The sequence below is a fragment of the Pseudomonas sp. NPDC077186 genome (genome assembly GCF_044543505.1).
Classification (GTDB): domain Bacteria; phylum Pseudomonadota; class Gammaproteobacteria; order Pseudomonadales; family Pseudomonadaceae; genus Aquipseudomonas.
Genome location: NZ_JBITWE010000002.1, coordinates 186,664 through 204,926, shown reverse-complemented (window position 1 = coordinate 204,926; position 18,263 = coordinate 186,664). Strand labels below are relative to the sequence as shown.

The window sequence follows — 18,263 nt, the reverse complement described above, 5'->3', positions numbered from 1 at the left end:
GCCTGTTTTTGTTGGTGTGTTTATTTTTTCATTATTATTCTGTCCTCCAAAACAACCCGCCCCCCCCCCCCCCCCCCCCCACCCCCCCCCCGCCCGGGGGGGCGCCCCCCCCCCCCCGCGACTCTCACAAGGTCAGAGCCACACCGAATCCCACAGCGGGTAATCGCCCACCCGGCCGACCAAGCCTGCTCGTAGAGGATTGGCAACGATATAGCGTGCCGCTGGCAGTAGGTCTTCCTCACGACGTAATGCCCGGTCATGAAAGCCATCCTGCCAGAGTTTTCCCTGGCGACCGGACAACGCGTTGACTTGCTTGGCGCTGCGTCCCTTGATGCGCCGCATCAGGTCACTAAGCGAGCCATGCTGCAGGGCAATCAACCAGTGCAGGTGATCGGGCATGAGTACCCAAGCCAGCGATTCGGCTAGGCCTTCTTGCTGCGCGGTTTTCAGTTCCGCGACGACGAGTCGACCCACAGTGAAGTCCGAAAACAGCATTTCGCGGTTTTCGGTCGTTGCGGTGAGTAGGTAGATGCGCTGCGGCTCCGAGAAGCGACCGGCGCGCAAGCGAGCTGAGTGGGGCATTCCTTTGCCTCCCGGGTGGGCGTGACAAAGGTATAGCCGATAAAAGCCTTGTCGCGGCTAAAGCCCCTCCCACAGCACCAGTGCAGTCTGAGGGAGCGGCTTTTGTGGGAGGGGCTTTAGCCGCGACCTCTCCTCATCAATGCCCCGGTTGCCAAGGCTGGCCCAGCGATACCGGCGCATACAGCCGGGTCTTGATGGCATCGCGCGAGAGCAGTACCAGCACCAGGATGGTGGCGACGTAGGGCAGCATGGCCAGCAGGTTGGACGGTATCGACAGGCCGATGCCCTGTGCCACCAGGTGGAGAATGCTGGCCAGGCCGAACAGGTAGGCGCCGAGCAGCACGCGCAACACCCGCCAACTGGCGAACACCACCAGCGCCAGGGCGATCCAGCCGCGCCCGGCGGTCATGTTTTCCGCCCACATCGGCGTGTAGGCCAGCGACAGGTAGCCGCCGGCCAGGCCTGCCATGGCGCCGCCGAACAGCACCGCCAGGGTGCGCACGCGCAGCACCGGCAGGCCCATGGCACTGGCGGCGTCCGGATTCTCGCCAACCGCCTGGATGATCAGGCCGATGCGGCTTTTCAGCAGCACCCAGGCCACCAGGGCGAAGAGGGCGAAGGACAGGTAGATCAGCAGGTCCTGGGCGAACAGCATGCGCCCGATCAGCGGAATGTCCGCCAGCAGCGGAATGACGATGGGCTCGAAACCGGACAGCGGCTTGCCGACCCAGGCGGCGCCGACGAAGGTGGACAGGCCGACGCCGAAGATGGTCAGGGCCAGGCCGGTGGCCACCTGGTTGGCGTTGAAGCCCAGCGCCACGGCGGCGAACAGCAGCGACAGCAGCATGCCGGCGGCAATCGCCAGCAACACGCCGAGCCACAGGCTGCCGGTGCTGAAGGCGACGATGAAACCGATCACCGCGCCGAACAGCATCATGCCTTCCTGGCCGAGGTTGAGCACGCCGCTCTTCTCGCACACCAGTTCGCCCAGGGCCACCAGCAGCAACGGTGTGCCGGTGCGCACCATGGCATAGAAGATATTGGTCAACAGATCGAGATCCATGGGGATTCCTTTGTATTCATGCTCTTGGTGGGAGGCGCTTCAGCGGCGACGGTCGCGGCTAAAGCCCCTCCCACAGTCAGGTGGTCGCCTCGGTGAGCTTCTCGCGCTTGGCCCATTTCCACTGCAGCCGTGGCCGGTAGAGGATCAGCACGTCGCAGGCCAGCAGGTAGAACAGCATCATTCCCTGGAACAGCTGGGTGATCGCCTGCGGCAGGTTGAGGTTCATCTGCGCGTTCTCGCCGCCCAGGTAGAGCAGCGCCATCAACAGGCTGGCGGCGACGATGCCGAGCGGATTGAGGCGACCGAGGAAGGCCACGGTGATCGCTGCATAGCCATAGCCGGGCGACACCTGTGGCACCAGCTGGCCAATCGGCCCGGCCACTTCGCCGACACCGGCCAGGCCGGCCAGGGCGCCGCTGAGCAGCAGGGCGAACCACACCAGGCGCTTCTCGCGAAAACCGACGAAGCCGGCGGCGCGGCTGTCCAGGCCCAGCACCTTGATCTGGAAGCCGAGGAAGCTCTTGTGCAGCAGCACCCACACCGCCACCAGGGCCAGCAACGCCAGGTACAGGCCGCCGTGCAGGCGCCCGTCCTCGCTGACCAGCGGCAGGCGGCTGGCATCGCCGAACATCGCCGATTCGGGGAAGTTGAAACCAGCCGGATCCTTCAGCGGGCCATGCACGAAGAACAGCAGCAGGTTCAGCGCGATGTAGTTGAGCATGATGCTGGTGAGGATCTCGTTGGCGTTGAACTGCGTGCGCAGCCAGGCGGTGAGCCCGGCCCAGGCCGCGCCCGCGCAGGTACCGGCCAGCACCACCGCCGCCAGCGCCCAACGGCTTTCCCAGTCGAGCAGTTGCAGGGCCATGGCGCTGCCGGCCAGGGCGCCGATCAGCAGTTGGCCTTCGGCGCCGATGTTCCAGATGCGTGCCTGGTAGGCCACCGCCAAGCCGAGGGCACAGAGCAGAATCGGTAGCGCCTTGACCAGCAGTTCGGACACGCCATACCAGTCGCTGAGCGGGGCGATCAGCAGGCTGTGCAGGGTTTCCAGCGGCTCATGACCGAGCAGGGTGAACAGCAGCATGCCGCTCAGCAGCGTCAGTACGGCGGCCAGCAACGGCGACAGCCAGAGCATGGGGCGCGACTCTTGGCCGCGTGGTTGCAGGGATAACAGCATGACGGGCTCCGTCAGCAGGCCGCAGCAGCGGCGGGTTGATCGAATTCACCGGCCATCCAGCGGCCGACTTCCACGCTGGAGACCTGCGCGGTGTCGGCCAGCGGCGACAGCCGCCCGCTGCACAGCGCGCCGATGCGGTCGCTGATCTGCAGCAGCTCGTCGAGGTCTTCGGAGATCACCAGGATCGCCGCGCCGGCATCGCGCAGGGCGATCAGTGCGCGGTGGATGGCGGCCGCCGCGCCGACATCGACGCCCCAGGTCGGGTGCGCGGCCACCAGCAGCTTGGGGTTCTGCAGAATCTCGCGACCGAGGATAAATTTCTGCAGGTTACCGCCGGACAGGCTGCGCGCCGCGCTGTCGGCATCCGGCGTCTTCACCGCGAAGCGGCGGATGATCGCTTCGGCCAGCGCGCGCACCTTGCTGCGCCGGATCAGACCATGGCTCAGCAAGCCTTGCTGGAAGGCGGTAAGCAGGGCGTTGTCCACCAGGCTCATCTCCGGCACCGCGCCGTGGCCGAGGCGCTCGGCGGGGACGAAGGCCAGGCCCAGCTGGCGCCGCGTATCCGGATGCAGATTGGCCACTGGTGCGGCATCGATGCTCACCCGCTCGCGCTCGCTGCGGGGTAGGCGCGTTTCGCCGCTGAGCAGGGCAAGCAGTTCGTCCTGGCCATTGCCGGCCACCCCGGCGATGCCGACGATCTCGCCGCTGCGCACTTCCAGGCGAATGCGTTCGAGCGAGCAGCCGAACGGGTCGGGGTTGTGCCAACTGAGGTCATCGACGCGCAGGCGTGGCAGGCCGCCGCTGACCTTCGGGTAACTGCTTTCCAGGCCCTCGGCATCGCCGACCATCAGCCGCGCCAGTTCCAGATCCGAGCACTCCGCCGGCAGGCAATGGCCGGACACCCGGCCGCCGCGCAGCACCGTGGCGCTCTGGCACAGCGCGCGCACCTCGCCGAGCTTGTGGCTGATGAACAGGATGCTGCAGCCTTCGGCAGCCAGGCGGCGCAGGGTGACGAACAGTTCGTCGGCCTCCTGTGGGGTGAGCACCGAGGTCGGCTCATCGAGGATCAGCAGCTTGATGTCCTGCATCAGGCAGCGCACGATCTCCACCCGCTGGCGCTCGCCGATGGACAGGCTGTGCACCAGGCGGGTCGGCTCCAACGCCATGCCGTAGCGCTGCGACACCTCGCGGATTCTCGGCTCCAGCTGCTTCGGCGTGCCGGCGTCCGCGCCCATGGCCAGGGCGATGTTCTCGGCCACGCTCAGGGTCTCGAACAGCGAGAAATGCTGGAACACCATGCCGATGCCCAGGTCGCGCGCCATGGCCGGGTCGCGCATGGTCAGCCGCTCGCCCTGCCAGCGGATCTCGCCGCTACTGGGTTGGGTCACGCCGTAGATGATCTTCATCAGCGTGCTCTTGCCTGCGCCGTTCTCGCCGAGCAGGGCGCGGATCTCGCCGGGGGCGATGGCCAGGTCGATACGGTCGTTGGCCAGGCAGCCGGGGTAGCGCTTGCTGATGGCCGACAGCTGCAGGCGTGGGGTAGCGGGTGGGGCGGACATGAATAACGCTCGTCGATGGGAGGCGAGCGGAGTCAAAGCAAAAACCTGGCCATGCAGTCAGAAATGCCCGGCGGCGGGCTGCCTCCGTTGCCGTATCGGTACGCGCCGCCCCAGGCTGGTGCGGCACCTTGCCGTGGCCAGGCAACACGCACCAGAAGCAGGCGCGGCGGCGCCGCATGCGGCCGGTTGCCGCAGCGGCGGAAGGCCGCGTCGGCCTTGGTTATACTCCGCGCACCTAGGGAGTTGTCATGCTCGAACCCGTGCAGTTGCTGTCCGCCAGCCGCCAGAACCTCTGGCGCCTGACCCTGATCCGTATCCTCGTGCTGGCCGCCCAGGCCGGTTCGGTGGGCCTCGCCTACAAGTCGGGGATGCTGCCGCTACCCTGGCTGGAGCTGTCGGCGACCCTCGGCGTGTCGCTGCTGCTGTGCCTGGGCACCGCCCTGCGGCTGCGCGGCCCGTGGCCGGTCACCGAACTGGAATACGCGGTGCAGCTGGCCTGCGACCTGATCATCCACAGCGTGCTGCTGTATTACACCGGCGGCTCGACCAACCCCTTCGTCTCCTATTACCTGGTGCCGCTGACCATCGCCGCGGCGACCTTGCCGTGGCTGTTCACCATCGTCCTCGCCGGCCTGGCGCTGGCCGGCTACACCCTGCTGCTGGTGTGGACCCATCCGCTGGAGCTGCCGGCGGCGCGCGAGAGCCTGCTGGTGTACGGCATGTGGCTGAGCTTCGCCCTGTCCGCGGCGCTGATCACCTTCTTCGTCGCCAAGATGGCCGAGGAGCTGCGCCGCCAGGACGAGCTGCGCGCCGAACGCCGCGAGGAGAGCCTGCGCGACCAGCAGCTGCTGGCCGTGGCCACCCAGGCCGCCGGCGCCGCCCACGAGCTGGGCACGCCGCTGGCGACCATGAGCGTGCTGCTCAAGGAGCTGCGCCAGGAGCATCGCGACCAGCCGGCGCTGCAGGACGACCTGGCGCTGCTGCAGGAACAGGTCAAGCTGTGCAAGGACACCCTGCAGCAACTGGTGCGCGCCGCCGAGGCGGACCGGCGCCAGGCGGTGGTCGAGCAGTCCTGCGTCGAGTGGCTGGAAACCACCCTCAATCGCTGGCACCTGATGCGCCCCGAGGCCAGCTACCGCTACCAGTGCCTGGGCCGCGGCACGCCGCCGCGCTTGATGCCGCCGGCCGACCTGACCCAGGCGCTGCTCAACCTGCTCAACAACGCCGCCGACGCCTGCCCGGACAAGCTCGACATCCGCCTCGACTGGGATCACCAGTGGCTGCGCCTGAGCATCCGCGACCACGGCGCCGGCGTGCCGCTGGCGATCGCCGAGCAGCTCGGCCGGCCGTTCTTCACCACCAAGGGCAAGGGCTTCGGCCTCGGCCTGTTCCTCAGCCAGGCCAGCGTGACCCGTGCCGGCGGCACGGTTAAGTTGTATAACCATGAAGAAGGCGGCACCCTCACCGAACTGAAGTTGCCGCGAGCCTATGGCGTGGCCTGACAAGGAAAAACCATGAGCGACGAATCCCTGTTCGACGGCGAAGAGCAACCGCACCTGCTGCTGGTGGACGACGATCCCACCTTCACCCGCGTCATGGCCCGCGCCATGAGCCGCCGCGGCCTGCGCGTGTCCACCGCGGCCAATGCCGACGAGGGCCTGGCGCTGGCCAAGGACGATCTGCCCGACTACGCCGTGGTCGACCTGAAGATGGAAGGCGACTCCGGCCTGGTGCTGCTGCCCAAGCTGCTCGAGCTCGATCCGGAGATGCGCGTGGTGATCCTCACCGGCTACTCCAGCATCGCCACCGCGGTGGAGGCGATCAAGCGCGGCGCGGCCAACTACCTGTGCAAGCCGGCCGATGCCGACGACGTGCTCACCGCGCTGCTCTCCGAACACGCCGACCTCGACAGCCTGGTGCCGGAAAACCCGATGTCGGTGGATCGCCTGCAGTGGGAGCACATCCAGCGCGTGCTGGCCGAGCACGAAGGCAATATCTCCGCCACCGCCCGCGCCCTCGGCATGCACCGCCGTACCCTGCAGCGCAAGTTGCAGAAGCGTCCGGTGCGGCGCTGACGCCGCTTGCGGCGTTGCGCCGTGCGCACCAGGGCAAGGCCCGTAGCCCGGATTGATTCCTAGCGCGTAGGGTGGGCTTTAGCCCACCAACGGTGGTCCGCGTGGGCTAAAGCGGATCGCCGCCCGGCCCACCCTACAAGGCTGAGTCCGCCCTGCGACTGAGGGCGAGACGACCTGATGCTCAAGTGAACGGCTTTACGCCTGTGGGAGGCCTTGCCTTGGCCATGGCCGAAAAATTGTTAGCCGGCTAACATAGGTCGTCATACAACTTCCGCCGGGATCGCCATGTTCGCCGTCGTCCAGCAAACCCTCGCCATCACCGCGCCGGTGTTCGCCATGCTGTTTCTCGGCGTGGCGCTCAAGCGCCTGCACTGGATCGACCGCGCCTTTATCGACACTGCCTCGAGCCTGGTGTTTCGCGGCACCATGCCGACCCTGCTGTTTCTCGGTATAGTCCGCGCCGACCTGAATGCCGCCCTGCAACCGGCGCTGCTGCTGTTCTTCGTCGCCGCCACCCTGGTCTGCTTCGTCCTCGCCTGGGGCTGGGCGATCTGGCGCATCCCCTTCGCGGATCGTGGCATCTACACCCAGGGCGCCTTTCGCGGCAACAACGGCATCGTCGGCCTGGCCCTGGCCACCAGCCTCTACGGCGACTACGGCCTGTCCCTGGGGGCGGTGCTCGGCGGGGTGGTGATCCTCTGCTACAACGTGCTCTCGGCCATCGTCCTGGCCATCTACAGTCCCGGCGCCAAGGCCGGGCCGCTGGCCATCGCCAGGAGCATCCTGATCAATCCGCTGATCATCGGCGTGCTGCTGGCGATTCCCTTCGCCTACTGGCGGATCGCGCTGCCGGACTGGCTGCTGACCTCGGCCGAGTACTTCGCGCAGATGACCCTGCCGCTGGCGCTGATCTGCATCGGCGGCACCCTCAGCCTGGCCTCGCTGCGTCGCAGCAGCGGCACGGCGCTGAGTTCCAGCCTGATGAAGATGGTCTGGCTGCCGCTGCTGGCAACCGCGGGCGCCTGGCTGTACGGCTTTCGCCAGGCGGACCTGGCGATCCTCTTCCTCTACTTCGCCAGCCCCACGGCGGCGGCCAGCTTCGTCATGGCCCGCGCCGTGGGCGGCAACCACGAGCTGGCGGCGGCGATCATCGTGATCACCACACTGGCGGCGGTGGTGACCACCAATGTCGGGCTGTTGTTATTGCAGTGGGGTGGCTGGATATGAAACTGGCCGTCATCCCCTGAGGAACGCCTTCCCCGTAGGGCGGCGCGGGGCCGCCTAGGCCATGCGCACCGAGGCTGGTGGCGATGGCTGGTGCGCGCGGCGCACCCTACGAACCGGCTTCAGCGAAACAGGCATTCCGCCACACACGGAGGGCAGAGCCAACCGGCGTGAGGGATGCCTTCCCTGTAGGGTGCGCCGTGCGCACCAACGCTGCCGGCGATGGCTGGTGCGCGCAGCGCCCCTACGAACCGGCGTTGCGCTGGTATTCCTCGATCACTTCCTGCGCCGCGCGGAAGGCGTCGATGCTGGCCGGTACGCCGGCGTAGACCGCGCAGTGCAGCAGGGTCTCGCGGATTTCCTCCACCGTGCAGCCGTTGTTCAGCGCGCCGCGCACGTGGCCCTTGAGTTCCTGCGGGCATTTCAGCGCGGTCAATGCGGCCAGGGTGATCAGGCTGCGGGTGGCGCGCGGCAGGCCGTCGCGGGTCCACACGCCGCCCCAGGCATGCTGGTTGACGAAATCCTGCAGCGGCTGGGTGAAGTCGGTGGCGTTGCCCAGGGCGCGCTCGACGAAGGCGTCGCCCATCACCTCGCGGCGTACCTTGAGGCCCTGCTCGTGGTTGTCGCTCATGCTCAGATCTCCAGTCCGCGTTGTTTGTGCCAGGCGCGCGCGGCGATGATCGCCAGGGTCACCGCGGTCAGCGGCAGCACATAGCCGATCATCGCCTCGCCGAAGGTCTGGGCGAACGGCCGGCCGGTGGCGAACAGCACCAGGTAGCCGGTGTAGGCCGCGTAGTAGGCGAGGAACAGCGCGCCTTCCCAGCGGTTGATGCGGTAGCCGGCGAAGAAGATCGGCAGGCAGGCCACGGCCACCGCGATCATCACCGGGAAGTCGAAGGCCAGGGCGTTGGGCGACACGGAAATCGCCGCCGGCGCCACCAGCGAGGCCAGGCCCAGCACGCAGAGCAGGTTGAAGATGTTGCTGCCGACTATGTTGCCCACGGCGATATCGCGCTCGCCCTTGAACGCGGCGATGATCGAGGTGGCCAGCTCCGGCAGCGAGGTGCCGATGGCGATCACGGTCAGGCCGATCACCAGCTCGGACAGGCCGAGGGCGCGGGCCAGTTGCACGGCGCCTTCGACCAGCAGGTTGGAGCCGCCCACCAGCAGCACCAGGCCGGCGACGATCAGGCCCAGGTTGACCACCCAGGCATGGGGCTTGGCCGGCTCGTTCAGGCCGAATTCCTTGGTGAACTCGTCGTCCTCGCCGCCCTTGTCCTGGCGGGCGCTGTAGATCAGGAAGCCGGTGTAGGCCAGCACGCCGGCGAACAGCAGGGCGCCGTCGAGGCGGCTCAGTTCGCCGTCCCAGGCCAGGGCGAAGGTCACCAGGCTGGCGCCGATCATGATCGGCACGTCGAGGCGGATCAGCTGGCGCGAGACGATCAGCGGCGCAACCAGGGCGGTCAGGCCGAGAATCAGCAGGACGTTGGCGATGTTGCTGCCGACCACGTTGCCGATCGCCAGGTCGCCGCTGCCGTTGATCGCCGACTGCACGCTGACCGCGGTTTCCGGCGCGCTGGTGCCGAAGGCCACCACGGTCAGGCCGATGATCAGCGGCGGGATGCCGAACTGCGCGGCCAGCTTGGCGGCGCCGCGTACCAGCACCTCGGCGCCGGCGACCAGCAGCACCAGGCCGGCGATCAGGTAGACGTAGGTCATCATTGTCATTGCGGGGGCTCCGGGAAAAATGCGCCTAGTGTAGCGATGGCGTATCGCCGCGCCAGTGGGGCAGGGGCGCTATTTGTTACCAGTCCTGTTTCACTCCAGTTGCTCGACCCGCACCGGCACCACGCCGGCGCGCAGCATGCCCAGGCGTTCGGCGGCGGCGCGCGAGACGTCGATGATGCGCCCGCGCACGAAGGGGCCGCGGTCGTTGATGCGCACCACCACGCTGCGTTCGTTGCTCAGATTGGTGACCCGCACCCGGGTGCCGAACGGCAGGCTGCGGTGCGCGGCGGTCAGCGCGTGCTGGTCGAAGCGCTCGCCACTGGCGGTCTTGCGGCCATGGTGGCGGTCGCCGTAGTAGGAGGCCTTGCCGGTTTCTGTGGCGCCGCCGCTGCCGCTGCCGAAGGTGGAGCAGCCGGCGAGCACGGCGAACAGGCCGAGCGCGACGACGGCCTGTAGCCCGGATGCAATCCGGGGGCGCAAGGATTCTCGGATTGCATCCGGGCTACAAATAAGCATCGTCTGGTTCTCCAGGTAAACGAACGCCGGGCAAGCCCGGCGTCGTTACAGCGGTGGCAAGCGGGCCGGTCCGGCTCAGCCTTCGAGCTTCTTCTTCAGCAGTTCGTTCACTTGCCCCGGGTTGGCCTTGCCTTTCGAGGCCTTCATCGCCTGGCCGACGAAGAAGCCGAACATCTTGCCGCGCTTGGCTTCATCGCTGGCGCGGTACTGCTCGACCTGCTCGGCGTTGGCCGCCAGCACTTCGTCGAGCATGGCCTCGATGGCGCCCGAGTCGGTGACCTGCTTGAGGCCTTTTGCTTCGATGATGGCGTCGGCGGATTCGCCTTCGCCGGCCGCCAGGGCCTCGAACACCATCTTGGCGATCTTGCCGCTGATGGTGTTGTCCTTGATGCGCAGGATCATCCCGCCCAGCTGCTCGGCGGACACCGGCGACTGGTCGATTTCCAGGTTGTCCTTGTTGAGCAGGCTGGACAGCTCGCCCATCACCCAGTTGGCCGCCAGCTTGGCATCGCCGCATACCGCATTGACCGCCTCGAAGTAGTCGGCCAGCTCGCGACTGGCGGCCAGCACCGTGGCGTCGTAGGCGGACAGGCCGAACTGGCTCTCGAAGCGCTCGCGCTTCTGCACCGGCAGCTCCGGCAGGCTGGCGCGCACTTCGTCGAGGAAGCTTGGCTCGATCACCACCGGCAGCAGGTCGGGGCAGGGGAAGTAGCGGTAGTCGTTGGCTTCCTCCTTGCTGCGCATGGAGCGCGTCTGGTCCTTGTTCGGGTCGTACAGGCGGGTTTCCTGCACCACCTGGCCGCCGTCCTCGATCAGCTCGATCTGGCGCTGGATTTCGTGGTTGATCGCCTTCTCGATAAAGCGGAAGGAGTTGACGTTCTTGATCTCGGCGCGGGTGCCGAACTCGACCTGGCCCTTGGGTCGCACCGAGACGTTGCAGTCGCAGCGCAGCGAGCCTTCGGCCATATTGCCGTCGCAAATGCCCAGGTAACGCACCAGGGCGTGGATGGCCTTGACATAGGCCACCGCCTCCTTGGCGCTGCGGATGTCCGGCTCGGAGACGATCTCCAGCAGCGGGGTGCCGGCGCGGTTCAGGTCGATGCCGCTCATGCCGTGGAAGTCTTCGTGCAGGCTCTTGCCGGCGTCCTCTTCCAGGTGCGCGCGGGTGATGCCGATGCGCTTGACCGTGCCGTCTTCCAGGCTGATGTCCAGATGGCCCTTACCGACGATGGGATGCTCCATCTGGCTGGTCTGGTAGCCCTTGGGCAGGTCCGGGTAGAAGTAGTTCTTGCGGGCGAAGACGTTCTGCGGCGCGATATGCGCGTCGATCGCCAGGCCGAACTTCACCGCCATGCGCACCGCCTCGGCGTTGAGCACCGGCAGGGTGCCGGGCATGCCGAGGTCGATCAGGCTGGCCTGGGTGTTGGGCTCGGCGCCGAAGCTGGTGGCGCTGGCCGAGAAGATCTTCGATTGGGTGCTGAGCTGAGCGTGGATCTCGAGCCCGATCACTGTTTCCCATTGCATGTGTGTCGTCCTCAGAAGCCGCTCGGTGCTTGTTTATGCCAGTCGCTGACCTGCTGGTACTGGTGCGCGACATTCAGCAGGCGGCCTTCCTGGAAGTAGTTGCCGAGCAGCTGCACGCCCACCGGCAGGCCATCGACGAAGCCGGCCGGCATCGACAGGCCGGGAATGCCGGCCAGGTTGGCGGTGATGGTGTAGATGTCTTCGAGGTAGGCGGAAACCGGGTCGGCGTTCTTCTCGCCGAGCTTCCAGGCCAGGTTCGGCGTGGTCGGGCCGAGGATCACGTCCACCTCTTTGAAGGCGGCGACAAAGTCGTTCTTGATCAGCCGGCGGATCTGCTGCGCCTTGATGTAGTAGGCGTCGTAGTAACCGGCCGACAGGGCGTAGGTGCCGACCATGATGCGCCGCTTGACCTCGGCGCCGAAGCCTTCGCCACGCGAACGCTTGTACAGGTCTTCGAGGTTGACCGGGTTTTCGCAGCGGTAGCCGAAGCGTACGCCGTCGAAACGCGACAGGTTGGAGCTGGCCTCGGCCGGCGCGATCACGTAGTAGGCGGGAATCGCGTGCTGCATATTCGGCAGCGAGATGTCCTTCACCGTGGCGCCGAGCTTTTTCAGCTCCTCGACCACGGCCATGACCTTCTCGCCGATACGCGCGTCGAGGCCGGCGCCGAAGTATTCCTTGGGCAGGCCGATGCGCAGGCCGGCCAGCGACTGGCTCAGGGCGGCCAGGTAGTCGTCCACCGGCTGCTCGACGCTGGTGGAGTCCTTGGCGTCGAAACCGGCCATGGCGCCGAGCAGCAGCGCGCAGTCCTCGGCGGTGCGGGCCAGCGGGCCGCCCTGATCGAGGCTGGAGGCATAGGCGATCATGCCCCAGCGCGAAACCCGGCCGTAGGTGGGCTTGATCCCCGTGAGGTTGGTCAGCGCCGCCGGCTGGCGGATCGAGCCGCCGGTGTCGGTGCCGGTGGCGGCCGGCAGCAGGCGCGCGGCTACGGCTGCTGCAGAGCCGCCGCTGGAGCCGCCGGGTACGCGGGAGAGGTCCCAGGGGTTCTTCACCGCGCCGTAGTGGCTGGATTCGTTGGCCGAGCCCATGGCGAACTCGTCCATGTTCAGCTTGCCCAGGGTCACGGCGCCGGCGGCTTTGAGCTTTTCCACCACGGTGGCGTCGTAGGGCGCCTTGAAACCGGTGAGGATCTTCGAGCCGCAGGAAGTCAGCACGTTCTGGGTGCAGAACAGGTCCTTGTGGGCGATCGGCGCGCCGAGCAGGGCGCCGCTCTCGCCGGCGGCGCGACGGGCGTCGGCGGCCTTGGCCTGCTCGATGGCGAGGTCCTCGGTGACGGTGATAAAGCTGTTGAGCTGCGGATCGAGCTGCGCGATCCGCGCCAGCAGGCTGCGGCTCAGCTCTTCGGCGGAGAATTCTTTGGCGGCGAGGGCGCGGGCGATCTCGGCCAGGGTCAGTTGATGCATGTCAGGCCCTTTCCTTTATTCGATGACTTTCGGCACGAGATACAGGCCGTTTTCCACGGCCGGGGCGATGGCCTGGTAGGCGTCGCGCTGGTTGCTCTCGCAGGCCACATCGGCGCGCAGGCGCTGGGTGGCTTCCAGCGGGTGGGCCAGGGGCTCGATGCCCTGGGTGTCGACCGCCTGCATCTGATCGATCAGGCCGAGGATGTTGTTCAGGGTCGCGGTGGTTTGCGGAAGATCGCCTTCGTTCAGGCCCAGGCGGGCCAGGTGGGCGATTTTTTCCACCTCGGAGCGTTCAAGCGCCATCGGGGGTTCTCCAGTGGAAGTGTGATCGGGGTCTTGCTATGCGTGCCTGACGCAGGGAACGGATGTCGCGAGCCGGCGGTCAAAGGCCGCGATGTGCGGCTGCAAGGCCCGGAAAAACAGGCAATCTACCATATTGGCGCCTTGCTCAAAATCCCCGCCGTTGTTAGAGTTTGCCGCACTTTTTACCTGCGCGTTTTCGCGCTTCGCCTTTACCCACGCGTTGCCTAGGGTCCCTTTCCCCATGTTCAAGAAACTGCGTGGCATGTTTTCCAGCGATCTGTCGATCGACCTGGGCACTGCCAATACCCTCATTTATGTGCGCGAACGCGGCATCGTGCTGAACGAGCCGTCCGTGGTCGCCATCCGTACCCACGGTAACCAGAAAAGTGTCGTCGCCGTCGGCTCCGAGGCCAAGCGCATGCTCGGCCGTACCCCGGGCAACATCGCCGCCATCCGCCCGATGAAGGACGGCGTGATCGCCGACTTCAGCGTCTGCGAGAAGATGCTGCAGTACTTCATCAACAAGGTGCACGAGAACAGCTTCCTGCAGCCCTCGCCGCGCGTGCTGATCTGCGTGCCGTGCAAGTCGACCCAGGTCGAGCGCCGCGCCATCCGCGAATCGGCGCTCGGCGCCGGCGCCCGCGAAGTGTTCCTGATCGAAGAACCGATGGCCGCGGCCATCGGCGCCGGCCTGCCGGTGGAAGAAGCGCGCGGCTCGATGGTCGTCGACATCGGCGGCGGCACCACCGAAATCGCCCTGATCTCGCTGAACGGCGTGGTCTACGCCGAATCCGTGCGGGTCGGCGGCGACCGCTTCGACGAAGCCATCATCACCTACGTGCGCCGCAACTACGGCTCGCTGATCGGCGAATCCACCGCCGAGCGGATCAAGCAGGAAATCGGCACCGCCTACCCGGGCGGCGAAATCCGCGAAGTCGACGTGCGCGGCCGCAACCTGGCCGAGGGCGTGCCGCGCAGCTTCACCCTCAACTCCAACGAAGTGCTCGAGGCGCTGCAGGAATCCCTGGCGACCATCGTCCAGGCGGTCAAGAGCGCGCTGGAGCAGTCGCCGCCCGAGCTGGCCTCGGACATCGCCGAGCGCGGCCTGGTGCTGACCGGCGGCGGCGCGCTGCTGCGCGACCTGGACAAGCTGCTGGCGCAGGAAACCGGCCTGCCGGTGATAGTCGCCGAAGACCCGCTGACCTGCGTCGCCCGTGGCGGCGGCAAGGCGCTGGAGATGATGGATCGCCACACCATGGATCTGCTGTCCTCGGAGTAATCCGACGCGCCAGCCGGGTCCGCCGTGCCGCCTTCGGGCGGCACGCGCATGTTCAAGCACTGCAGTACACTCGCCCCCATTCCTTGCCGGATCGGTTTGTCTTTCGCATGAACTCGCGCGTCTTGCGCCCTCGCGGCGCACAAGGGGTCGGCCATTAAGCCGCTCTTCGCCAAAGGCCCCTCGCTGGGCATCCGCCTGCTGGTGCTGGCCGTGCTCTCGGCCGTGCTGATGGTGGTCGATGCCCGTTTCGAGGCGCTCAAACCGCTGCGCAGCCAGCTGGGCCTGGTGCTGACGCCCTTCTACTGGCTGGCCGACCTGCCGGTGCGCGCCTGGGATGGCGCCACCCAGCAGATTTCCAGTCGCAGCGAACTGATGGCCGAGAACGAGAAGCTCAAGGCCGAGGCCCTGCTGCTGCAGCGCCGCCTGCAGAAGCTGGCCGCGCTCACCGAGCAGAACGTGCGCCTGCGCGAGCTGCTCAACTCGGCGGCGCTGGTGGACGAGGAAGTGCTGGTCGGCGAGCTGATCGGCGTCGACCCCAACCCCTATACCCACCGCATCCTCATCGACAAGGGCGAGAAGGACGGCGTATTCCTCGGCCAGCCGGTGCTCGACGCCCGCGGCCTGATGGGCCAGGTGGTGGAAATCATGCCCTATACCGCGCGGGTGCTGCTGCTCACCGACACTACCCACAGCATTCCGGTGCAGGTCAACCGCAGCGGCCTGCGCGCCATCGCCGTCGGCACCGGCAACCCGGAGCGCCTGGAGCTGCGCCATGTGGCCGATACCGCCGACATCAAGGAGGGCGACCTGCTGGTCAGCTCCGGCATGGGCCAGCGCTTTCCCGCCGGCTACCCGGTGGCCACGGTCAAGGAAGTGATCCACGACTCCGGCCAGCCCTTCGCCATCGTCCGCGCCGTGCCCACCGCCGCGCTCAATCGCAGCCGCTATCTGCTGCTGGTGTTCTCCGACCAGCGCACCGCCGAGCAGCGCGCCAACGATTCCGCCGAGGCCCAGGAGGCTGCCGATCGTGAGGCCGAGCAGGCGCGCAACCAGGGCGCTGCGCCGGCTGCCGGGACGCCGGCGGCCGCCGAGTCGGCCGCTGCCCCGCTGCCCCCCGTAGAGGAGAGCAACTGATGGTCGGCGTGCAACCGCGCAACGGCTGGGTGATCTGGCTCAGCCTGGCCTTCGGTCTGCTGCTCAGCGTCTCGCCGCTGCCGGAGTTCATGCAGATCGGCCGGCCGCTGTGGGTGGCGCTGCTGCTCACCTACTGGGTGCTGGCCCTGCCGCATCGGGTCGGCATGACCACCGCCTGGGTGCTCGGCCTGGCCCAGGACGTGCAGTTCGGCACCCTGCTCGGGCAGAACGCGCTGATCCTGACCCTGATCACCTTCCTGGTGCTGAGCCTGCACCAGCGCCTGCGCATGTTCCCCATGTGGCAGCAGAGCACCGTGCTGCTGGTGGTGTTCGGCCTGGCCCAGCTGGTGCAGCTGTGGCTCAATGCCCTGACCGGCAGCCGTCCGCCGACCCTGGCCTTCGTGCTGCCGGCGTTGGTCAGCGCGCTGCTCTGGCCCTGGGTCTGCGTCATCCTGCGCGGGCTGCACCAGCGCCTTAACGTCAACTGAGCGCGCCAGCTGCGGCTGGCCGCGTCTCGCCCGACAGGGAGAAGTTCGTATGGCCAAGCTGTTTCTGGCCTCTGCCTCGCCGCGCCGCCGCGAGCTGCTGGCGCAGATCGCCGTGCCCTGCGTCACGCAAATCGCCGCGATAGACGAAAATCCGTTGCCAGACGAGCCCGCCGCAGCCTATGTAGAGCGCCTGGCGCGGGAAAAGGCGCGCGCCGGCCTGGCCGCCCTGGGCGAACCGGCCGACGCCGTGGTGCTCGGTGCCGATACCGCGGTGGTGCTCGATGGGCGCATCCTCGGCAAACCGGCCGATTTCGCCGAGTCGCGCGCCATGCTGCAGGCGCTGTCCGGGCGCAGCCATCAGGTGCTGACCGCGGTGGCGCTGGCCGGGGGCGGACGCGAGGCGGCGCGGGTGGTGGCCAGCGAGGTGACCTTCCGCGCCCTGAGCGAGGGCGAGATCGAAGCCTACTGGGCCAGCGGCGAGCCGTGCGACAAGGCCGGCAGTTATGGTATCCAGGGCCTGGCGGCGGTATTCGTCAGCCGCCTCGCAGGCAGCTATTCGGCGGTGGTCGGTTTGCCGCTGTGCGAGACGGCCGAATTGCTCGGCGAATTCGGCATTGCCTGCTGGCAGTTGCCGGCCCAGCGCTAAACTTGCGGCAGCGCGCCGCCTAATCCACCGGGATGGATGCATGAGCGAAGAGATTCTGATCAATATCACGCCGATGGAGTCGCGCGTGGCGGTGGTGGAAAACGGCGTGCTGCAGGAAGTGCACGTCGAACGCACGCAGAAGCGCGGCATCGTCGGCAACATCTACAAGGGCAAGGTGGTGCGCGTGCTGCCGGGCATGCAGGCGGCGTTCGTCGACATCGGCCTGGAGCGCGCGGCCTTTATCCACGCCTCGGAAATTTCCACCCGCGAGGGCGCCGCGGTGGAGCCGATCAGCGCCCTGGTGCACGAGGGCCAGGCCCTGGTGGTGCAGGTGACCAAGGACCCCATCGGCAGCAAGGGCGCGCGCCTGACCACCCAGCTGTCGATTCCCTCGCGCTACCTGGTGTACATGCCGCGCACCAGCCACGTCGGCATCTCGCTGAAGATCGAGGACGAGGCCGAGCGCGAGCGGCTCAAGCAGGTGGTCGCCGACTGCGTGGCGGCCGAGGGCATCGAGGAGGCCGGCGGCTTTATCCTGCGCACCGCCGCCGAGGGTGCCGGCGCCGACGAGATCCTCATCGACATCCGTTACCTGCGTCGGCTGTGGGACCAGATCGCCGCGCAGATCCAGAACGCCAAGGCGCCCTCGGTGATCTACGAGGACCTGTCGCTGGCCCTGCGCACCCTGCGCGACCTGGTCAGCCCGCGCACCGAGAAGATCCGCGTCGACTCGCGCGAGACCTTCCAGAAGATCACCCAGTTCGTCGCCGAACTGATGCCGGAGATCGCCGACCGTCTCGAGCACTACCCCGGCGAGCGGCCGATCTTCGACCTCTACGGCGTCGAGGACGAGATCCAGCGCGCGCTGGAGCGCAAGGTGCCGCTCAAGTCCGGCGGCTACCTGATCGTCGACCCGGCCGAGGCGATGAGCACCATCGACGTCAACACCGGCGCCTTCGTCGGTCACCGCACCCTCGAAGAGACCATCTTCAAGACCAACCTCGAGGCGGCCACCGCCATCGCCCGCCAGCTGCGCCTGCGTAACCTGGGCGGGATCATCATCATCGACTTCATCGACATGGAGGACGAGGAGCACCAGCGCCAGGTGCTGCGCACCCTGGAGAAGCAGCTGGAGCGCGACCACGCCAAGACCAATATCATCGGCATCACGGAATTGGGGTTGGTGCAGATGACCCGCAAGCGCACCCGCGAGAGCCTCGAACAGATTCTCTGCGAGCCGTGCAGCGCCTGCCAGGGCCGCGGCAAACTGAAGACGGCGGAGACCATCTGCTACGAGATCTTCCGCGAGATCCTGCGCGAGGCGCGCGCCTACCAGGCCGAGGGCTACCGGGTGCTGGCCAACCAGAAGGTGGTCGACCGCCTGCTCGACGAGGAGTCGGGCAACGTCGCCGATCTGGAGGCCTTTATCGGCCGCACCATCAAGTTCCAGGTGGAAACCATGTACTCCCAGGAACAGTACGATGTGGTGCTGCTCTGAGGCGCCG

General features: G+C 67.3%; 18 protein-coding genes. 8 read left to right on the top strand and 10 right to left on the bottom strand.

Translation table 11 applies throughout. The features are described from left to right. Positions 1 to 132: 132 nt before the first annotated feature. The 4 genes from ACIGKL_RS09590 to ACIGKL_RS09575 all read right to left on the bottom strand — a co-directional run bounded on the left by ACIGKL_RS09590 (position 133) and on the right by ACIGKL_RS09575 (position 4,378). Positions 133 to 582 (bottom strand): REP-associated tyrosine transposase, encoded by a 450-nt coding sequence (locus ACIGKL_RS09590; RefSeq protein WP_397486428.1) that lies wholly within the window; start codon positions 580 to 582, stop codon positions 133 to 135. A gap of 136 nt (positions 583 to 718) precedes the next feature. Further along, positions 719 to 1,645, bottom strand: coding sequence for an ABC transporter permease (locus ACIGKL_RS09585; protein WP_397486427.1), 927 nt, complete (start codon positions 1,643 to 1,645; stop codon positions 719 to 721). Between the two features lie 76 nt (positions 1,646 to 1,721). Further along, complete coding sequence (locus ACIGKL_RS09580; protein ID WP_397486426.1) at positions 1,722 to 2,819, bottom strand: ABC transporter permease; 1,098 nt, start codon at positions 2,817 to 2,819, stop codon at positions 1,722 to 1,724. Positions 2,820 to 2,830: 11 nt separating this feature from the next. Further along, positions 2,831 to 4,378, bottom strand: a complete 1,548-nt coding sequence (locus ACIGKL_RS09575) for an ABC transporter ATP-binding protein (protein WP_397486425.1) — start codon at positions 4,376 to 4,378, stop codon at positions 2,831 to 2,833. Between the two features lie 248 nt (positions 4,379 to 4,626). Between ACIGKL_RS09575 and ACIGKL_RS09570 the strand changes: the two genes are divergently transcribed. From ACIGKL_RS09570 to ACIGKL_RS09560, 3 genes are all read left to right on the top strand, one after another. Continuing rightward, positions 4,627 to 5,880 carry an ATP-binding protein gene (locus tag ACIGKL_RS09570; RefSeq protein ID WP_397486424.1) on the top strand — a complete coding sequence of 418 codons (1,254 nt, stop codon included), beginning with the start codon at positions 4,627 to 4,629 and terminating at the stop codon, positions 5,878 to 5,880. 12 nt (positions 5,881 to 5,892) lie between these two features. Beyond that, a complete protein-coding gene (locus ACIGKL_RS09565; RefSeq protein ID WP_397486423.1) occupies positions 5,893 to 6,453 on the top strand; it encodes a response regulator transcription factor in 561 nt (186 codons plus the stop codon). A 285-nt stretch (positions 6,454 to 6,738) separates the two neighbouring features. Beyond that, entirely contained in the window at positions 6,739 to 7,680 is a 942-nt protein-coding gene (locus ACIGKL_RS09560; RefSeq protein ID WP_397486422.1) for an AEC family transporter, read from the top strand. A 241-nt stretch (positions 7,681 to 7,921) separates the two neighbouring features. Here the strand turns inward: ACIGKL_RS09560 and ACIGKL_RS09555 are convergent, their stop codons facing one another. The 6 genes from ACIGKL_RS09555 to gatC all read right to left on the bottom strand — a co-directional run bounded on the left by ACIGKL_RS09555 (position 7,922) and on the right by gatC (position 13,211). Further along, positions 7,922 to 8,308 (bottom strand): carboxymuconolactone decarboxylase family protein, encoded by a 387-nt coding sequence (locus ACIGKL_RS09555; protein WP_397486421.1) that lies wholly within the window; start codon positions 8,306 to 8,308, stop codon positions 7,922 to 7,924. A gap of 2 nt (positions 8,309 to 8,310) precedes the next feature. Beyond that, the gene (locus ACIGKL_RS09550; protein WP_397486420.1) at positions 8,311 to 9,405 is read right to left on the bottom strand and encodes a calcium/sodium antiporter; all 1,095 of its coding nucleotides are present in this window, start codon (positions 9,403 to 9,405) and stop codon (positions 8,311 to 8,313) included. Between the two features lie 90 nt (positions 9,406 to 9,495). Further along, positions 9,496 to 9,921: a septal ring lytic transglycosylase RlpA family protein gene (locus ACIGKL_RS09545; protein ID WP_397486419.1), complete on the bottom strand. Its 426-nt coding sequence runs from the start codon at positions 9,919 to 9,921 to the stop codon at positions 9,496 to 9,498. Positions 9,922 to 9,996: 75 nt separating this feature from the next. Beyond that, entirely contained in the window at positions 9,997 to 11,445 is a 1,449-nt protein-coding gene (gatB, locus tag ACIGKL_RS09540; RefSeq protein WP_397486418.1) for an Asp-tRNA(Asn)/Glu-tRNA(Gln) amidotransferase subunit GatB, read from the bottom strand. An 11-nt stretch (positions 11,446 to 11,456) separates the two neighbouring features. Next, a complete protein-coding gene (gene gatA / locus ACIGKL_RS09535; protein ID WP_397486417.1) occupies positions 11,457 to 12,908 on the bottom strand; it encodes an Asp-tRNA(Asn)/Glu-tRNA(Gln) amidotransferase subunit GatA in 1,452 nt (483 codons plus the stop codon). Positions 12,909 to 12,923: 15 nt separating this feature from the next. After that, positions 12,924 to 13,211 carry an Asp-tRNA(Asn)/Glu-tRNA(Gln) amidotransferase subunit GatC gene (gene gatC, locus ACIGKL_RS09530; protein WP_397486416.1) on the bottom strand — a complete coding sequence of 96 codons (288 nt, stop codon included), beginning with the start codon at positions 13,209 to 13,211 and terminating at the stop codon, positions 12,924 to 12,926. Between the two features lie 241 nt (positions 13,212 to 13,452). On the opposite strand from gatC, the gene mreB reads away from it, so the two are divergent. From mreB to rng, 5 genes are all read left to right on the top strand, one after another. Further along, the gene (gene mreB, locus ACIGKL_RS09525) at positions 13,453 to 14,490 is read left to right on the top strand and encodes a rod shape-determining protein MreB (RefSeq protein ID WP_397486415.1); all 1,038 of its coding nucleotides are present in this window, start codon (positions 13,453 to 13,455) and stop codon (positions 14,488 to 14,490) included. Positions 14,491 to 14,691: 201 nt separating this feature from the next. Further along, on the top strand, positions 14,692 to 15,624 hold the full coding sequence (mreC, locus tag ACIGKL_RS09520) for a rod shape-determining protein MreC (protein WP_397486414.1): 933 nt from the start codon (positions 14,692 to 14,694) through the stop codon (positions 15,622 to 15,624). Further along, complete coding sequence (mreD, locus tag ACIGKL_RS09515) at positions 15,624 to 16,112, top strand: rod shape-determining protein MreD (protein ID WP_397486413.1); 489 nt, start codon at positions 15,624 to 15,626, stop codon at positions 16,110 to 16,112. The genes mreC and mreD overlap by 1 nt, the downstream gene beginning before the upstream one ends. Positions 16,113 to 16,161: 49 nt before the next feature. After that, positions 16,162 to 16,758 (top strand): Maf family protein, encoded by a 597-nt coding sequence (locus ACIGKL_RS09510; protein ID WP_397486412.1) that lies wholly within the window; start codon positions 16,162 to 16,164, stop codon positions 16,756 to 16,758. A 40-nt stretch (positions 16,759 to 16,798) separates the two neighbouring features. Continuing rightward, positions 16,799 to 18,256 carry a ribonuclease G gene (gene rng, locus ACIGKL_RS09505; RefSeq protein ID WP_397486411.1) on the top strand — a complete coding sequence of 486 codons (1,458 nt, stop codon included), beginning with the start codon at positions 16,799 to 16,801 and terminating at the stop codon, positions 18,254 to 18,256. The last annotated feature ends 7 nt before the right edge of the window (positions 18,257 to 18,263 follow it).

Coding starts and splice junctions, on each gene's coding strand:
- ACIGKL_RS09580 (WP_397486426.1), bottom strand. CDS start 2,819: ATGCTGTTATCCCTGCAACCACGCGGCCAAGAGTCGCGCCCCATGCTC.
- ACIGKL_RS09510 (WP_397486412.1), top strand. CDS start 16,162: ATGGCCAAGCTGTTTCTGGCCTCTGCCTCGCCGCGCCGCCGCGAGCTG.
- ACIGKL_RS09575 (WP_397486425.1), bottom strand. CDS start 4,378: ATGTCCGCCCCACCCGCTACCCCACGCCTGCAGCTGTCGGCCATCAGC.
- ACIGKL_RS09565 (WP_397486423.1), top strand. CDS start 5,893: ATGAGCGACGAATCCCTGTTCGACGGCGAAGAGCAACCGCACCTGCTG.
- ACIGKL_RS09570 (WP_397486424.1), top strand. CDS start 4,627: ATGCTCGAACCCGTGCAGTTGCTGTCCGCCAGCCGCCAGAACCTCTGG.
- mreB (WP_397486415.1), top strand. CDS start 13,453: ATGTTCAAGAAACTGCGTGGCATGTTTTCCAGCGATCTGTCGATCGAC.
- ACIGKL_RS09585 (WP_397486427.1), bottom strand. CDS start 1,645: ATGGATCTCGATCTGTTGACCAATATCTTCTATGCCATGGTGCGCACC.
- ACIGKL_RS09550 (WP_397486420.1), bottom strand. CDS start 9,405: ATGACAATGATGACCTACGTCTACCTGATCGCCGGCCTGGTGCTGCTG.
- gatB (WP_397486418.1), bottom strand. CDS start 11,445: ATGCAATGGGAAACAGTGATCGGGCTCGAGATCCACGCTCAGCTCAGC.
- ACIGKL_RS09555 (WP_397486421.1), bottom strand. CDS start 8,308: ATGAGCGACAACCACGAGCAGGGCCTCAAGGTACGCCGCGAGGTGATG.
- gatA (WP_397486417.1), bottom strand. CDS start 12,908: ATGCATCAACTGACCCTGGCCGAGATCGCCCGCGCCCTCGCCGCCAAA.
- ACIGKL_RS09590 (WP_397486428.1), bottom strand. CDS start 582: ATGCCCCACTCAGCTCGCTTGCGCGCCGGTCGCTTCTCGGAGCCGCAG.
- ACIGKL_RS09545 (WP_397486419.1), bottom strand. CDS start 9,921: ATGCTTATTTGTAGCCCGGATGCAATCCGAGAATCCTTGCGCCCCCGG.
- mreD (WP_397486413.1), top strand. CDS start 15,624: ATGGTCGGCGTGCAACCGCGCAACGGCTGGGTGATCTGGCTCAGCCTG.
- ACIGKL_RS09560 (WP_397486422.1), top strand. CDS start 6,739: ATGTTCGCCGTCGTCCAGCAAACCCTCGCCATCACCGCGCCGGTGTTC.
- rng (WP_397486411.1), top strand. CDS start 16,799: ATGAGCGAAGAGATTCTGATCAATATCACGCCGATGGAGTCGCGCGTG.
- gatC (WP_397486416.1), bottom strand. CDS start 13,211: ATGGCGCTTGAACGCTCCGAGGTGGAAAAAATCGCCCACCTGGCCCGC.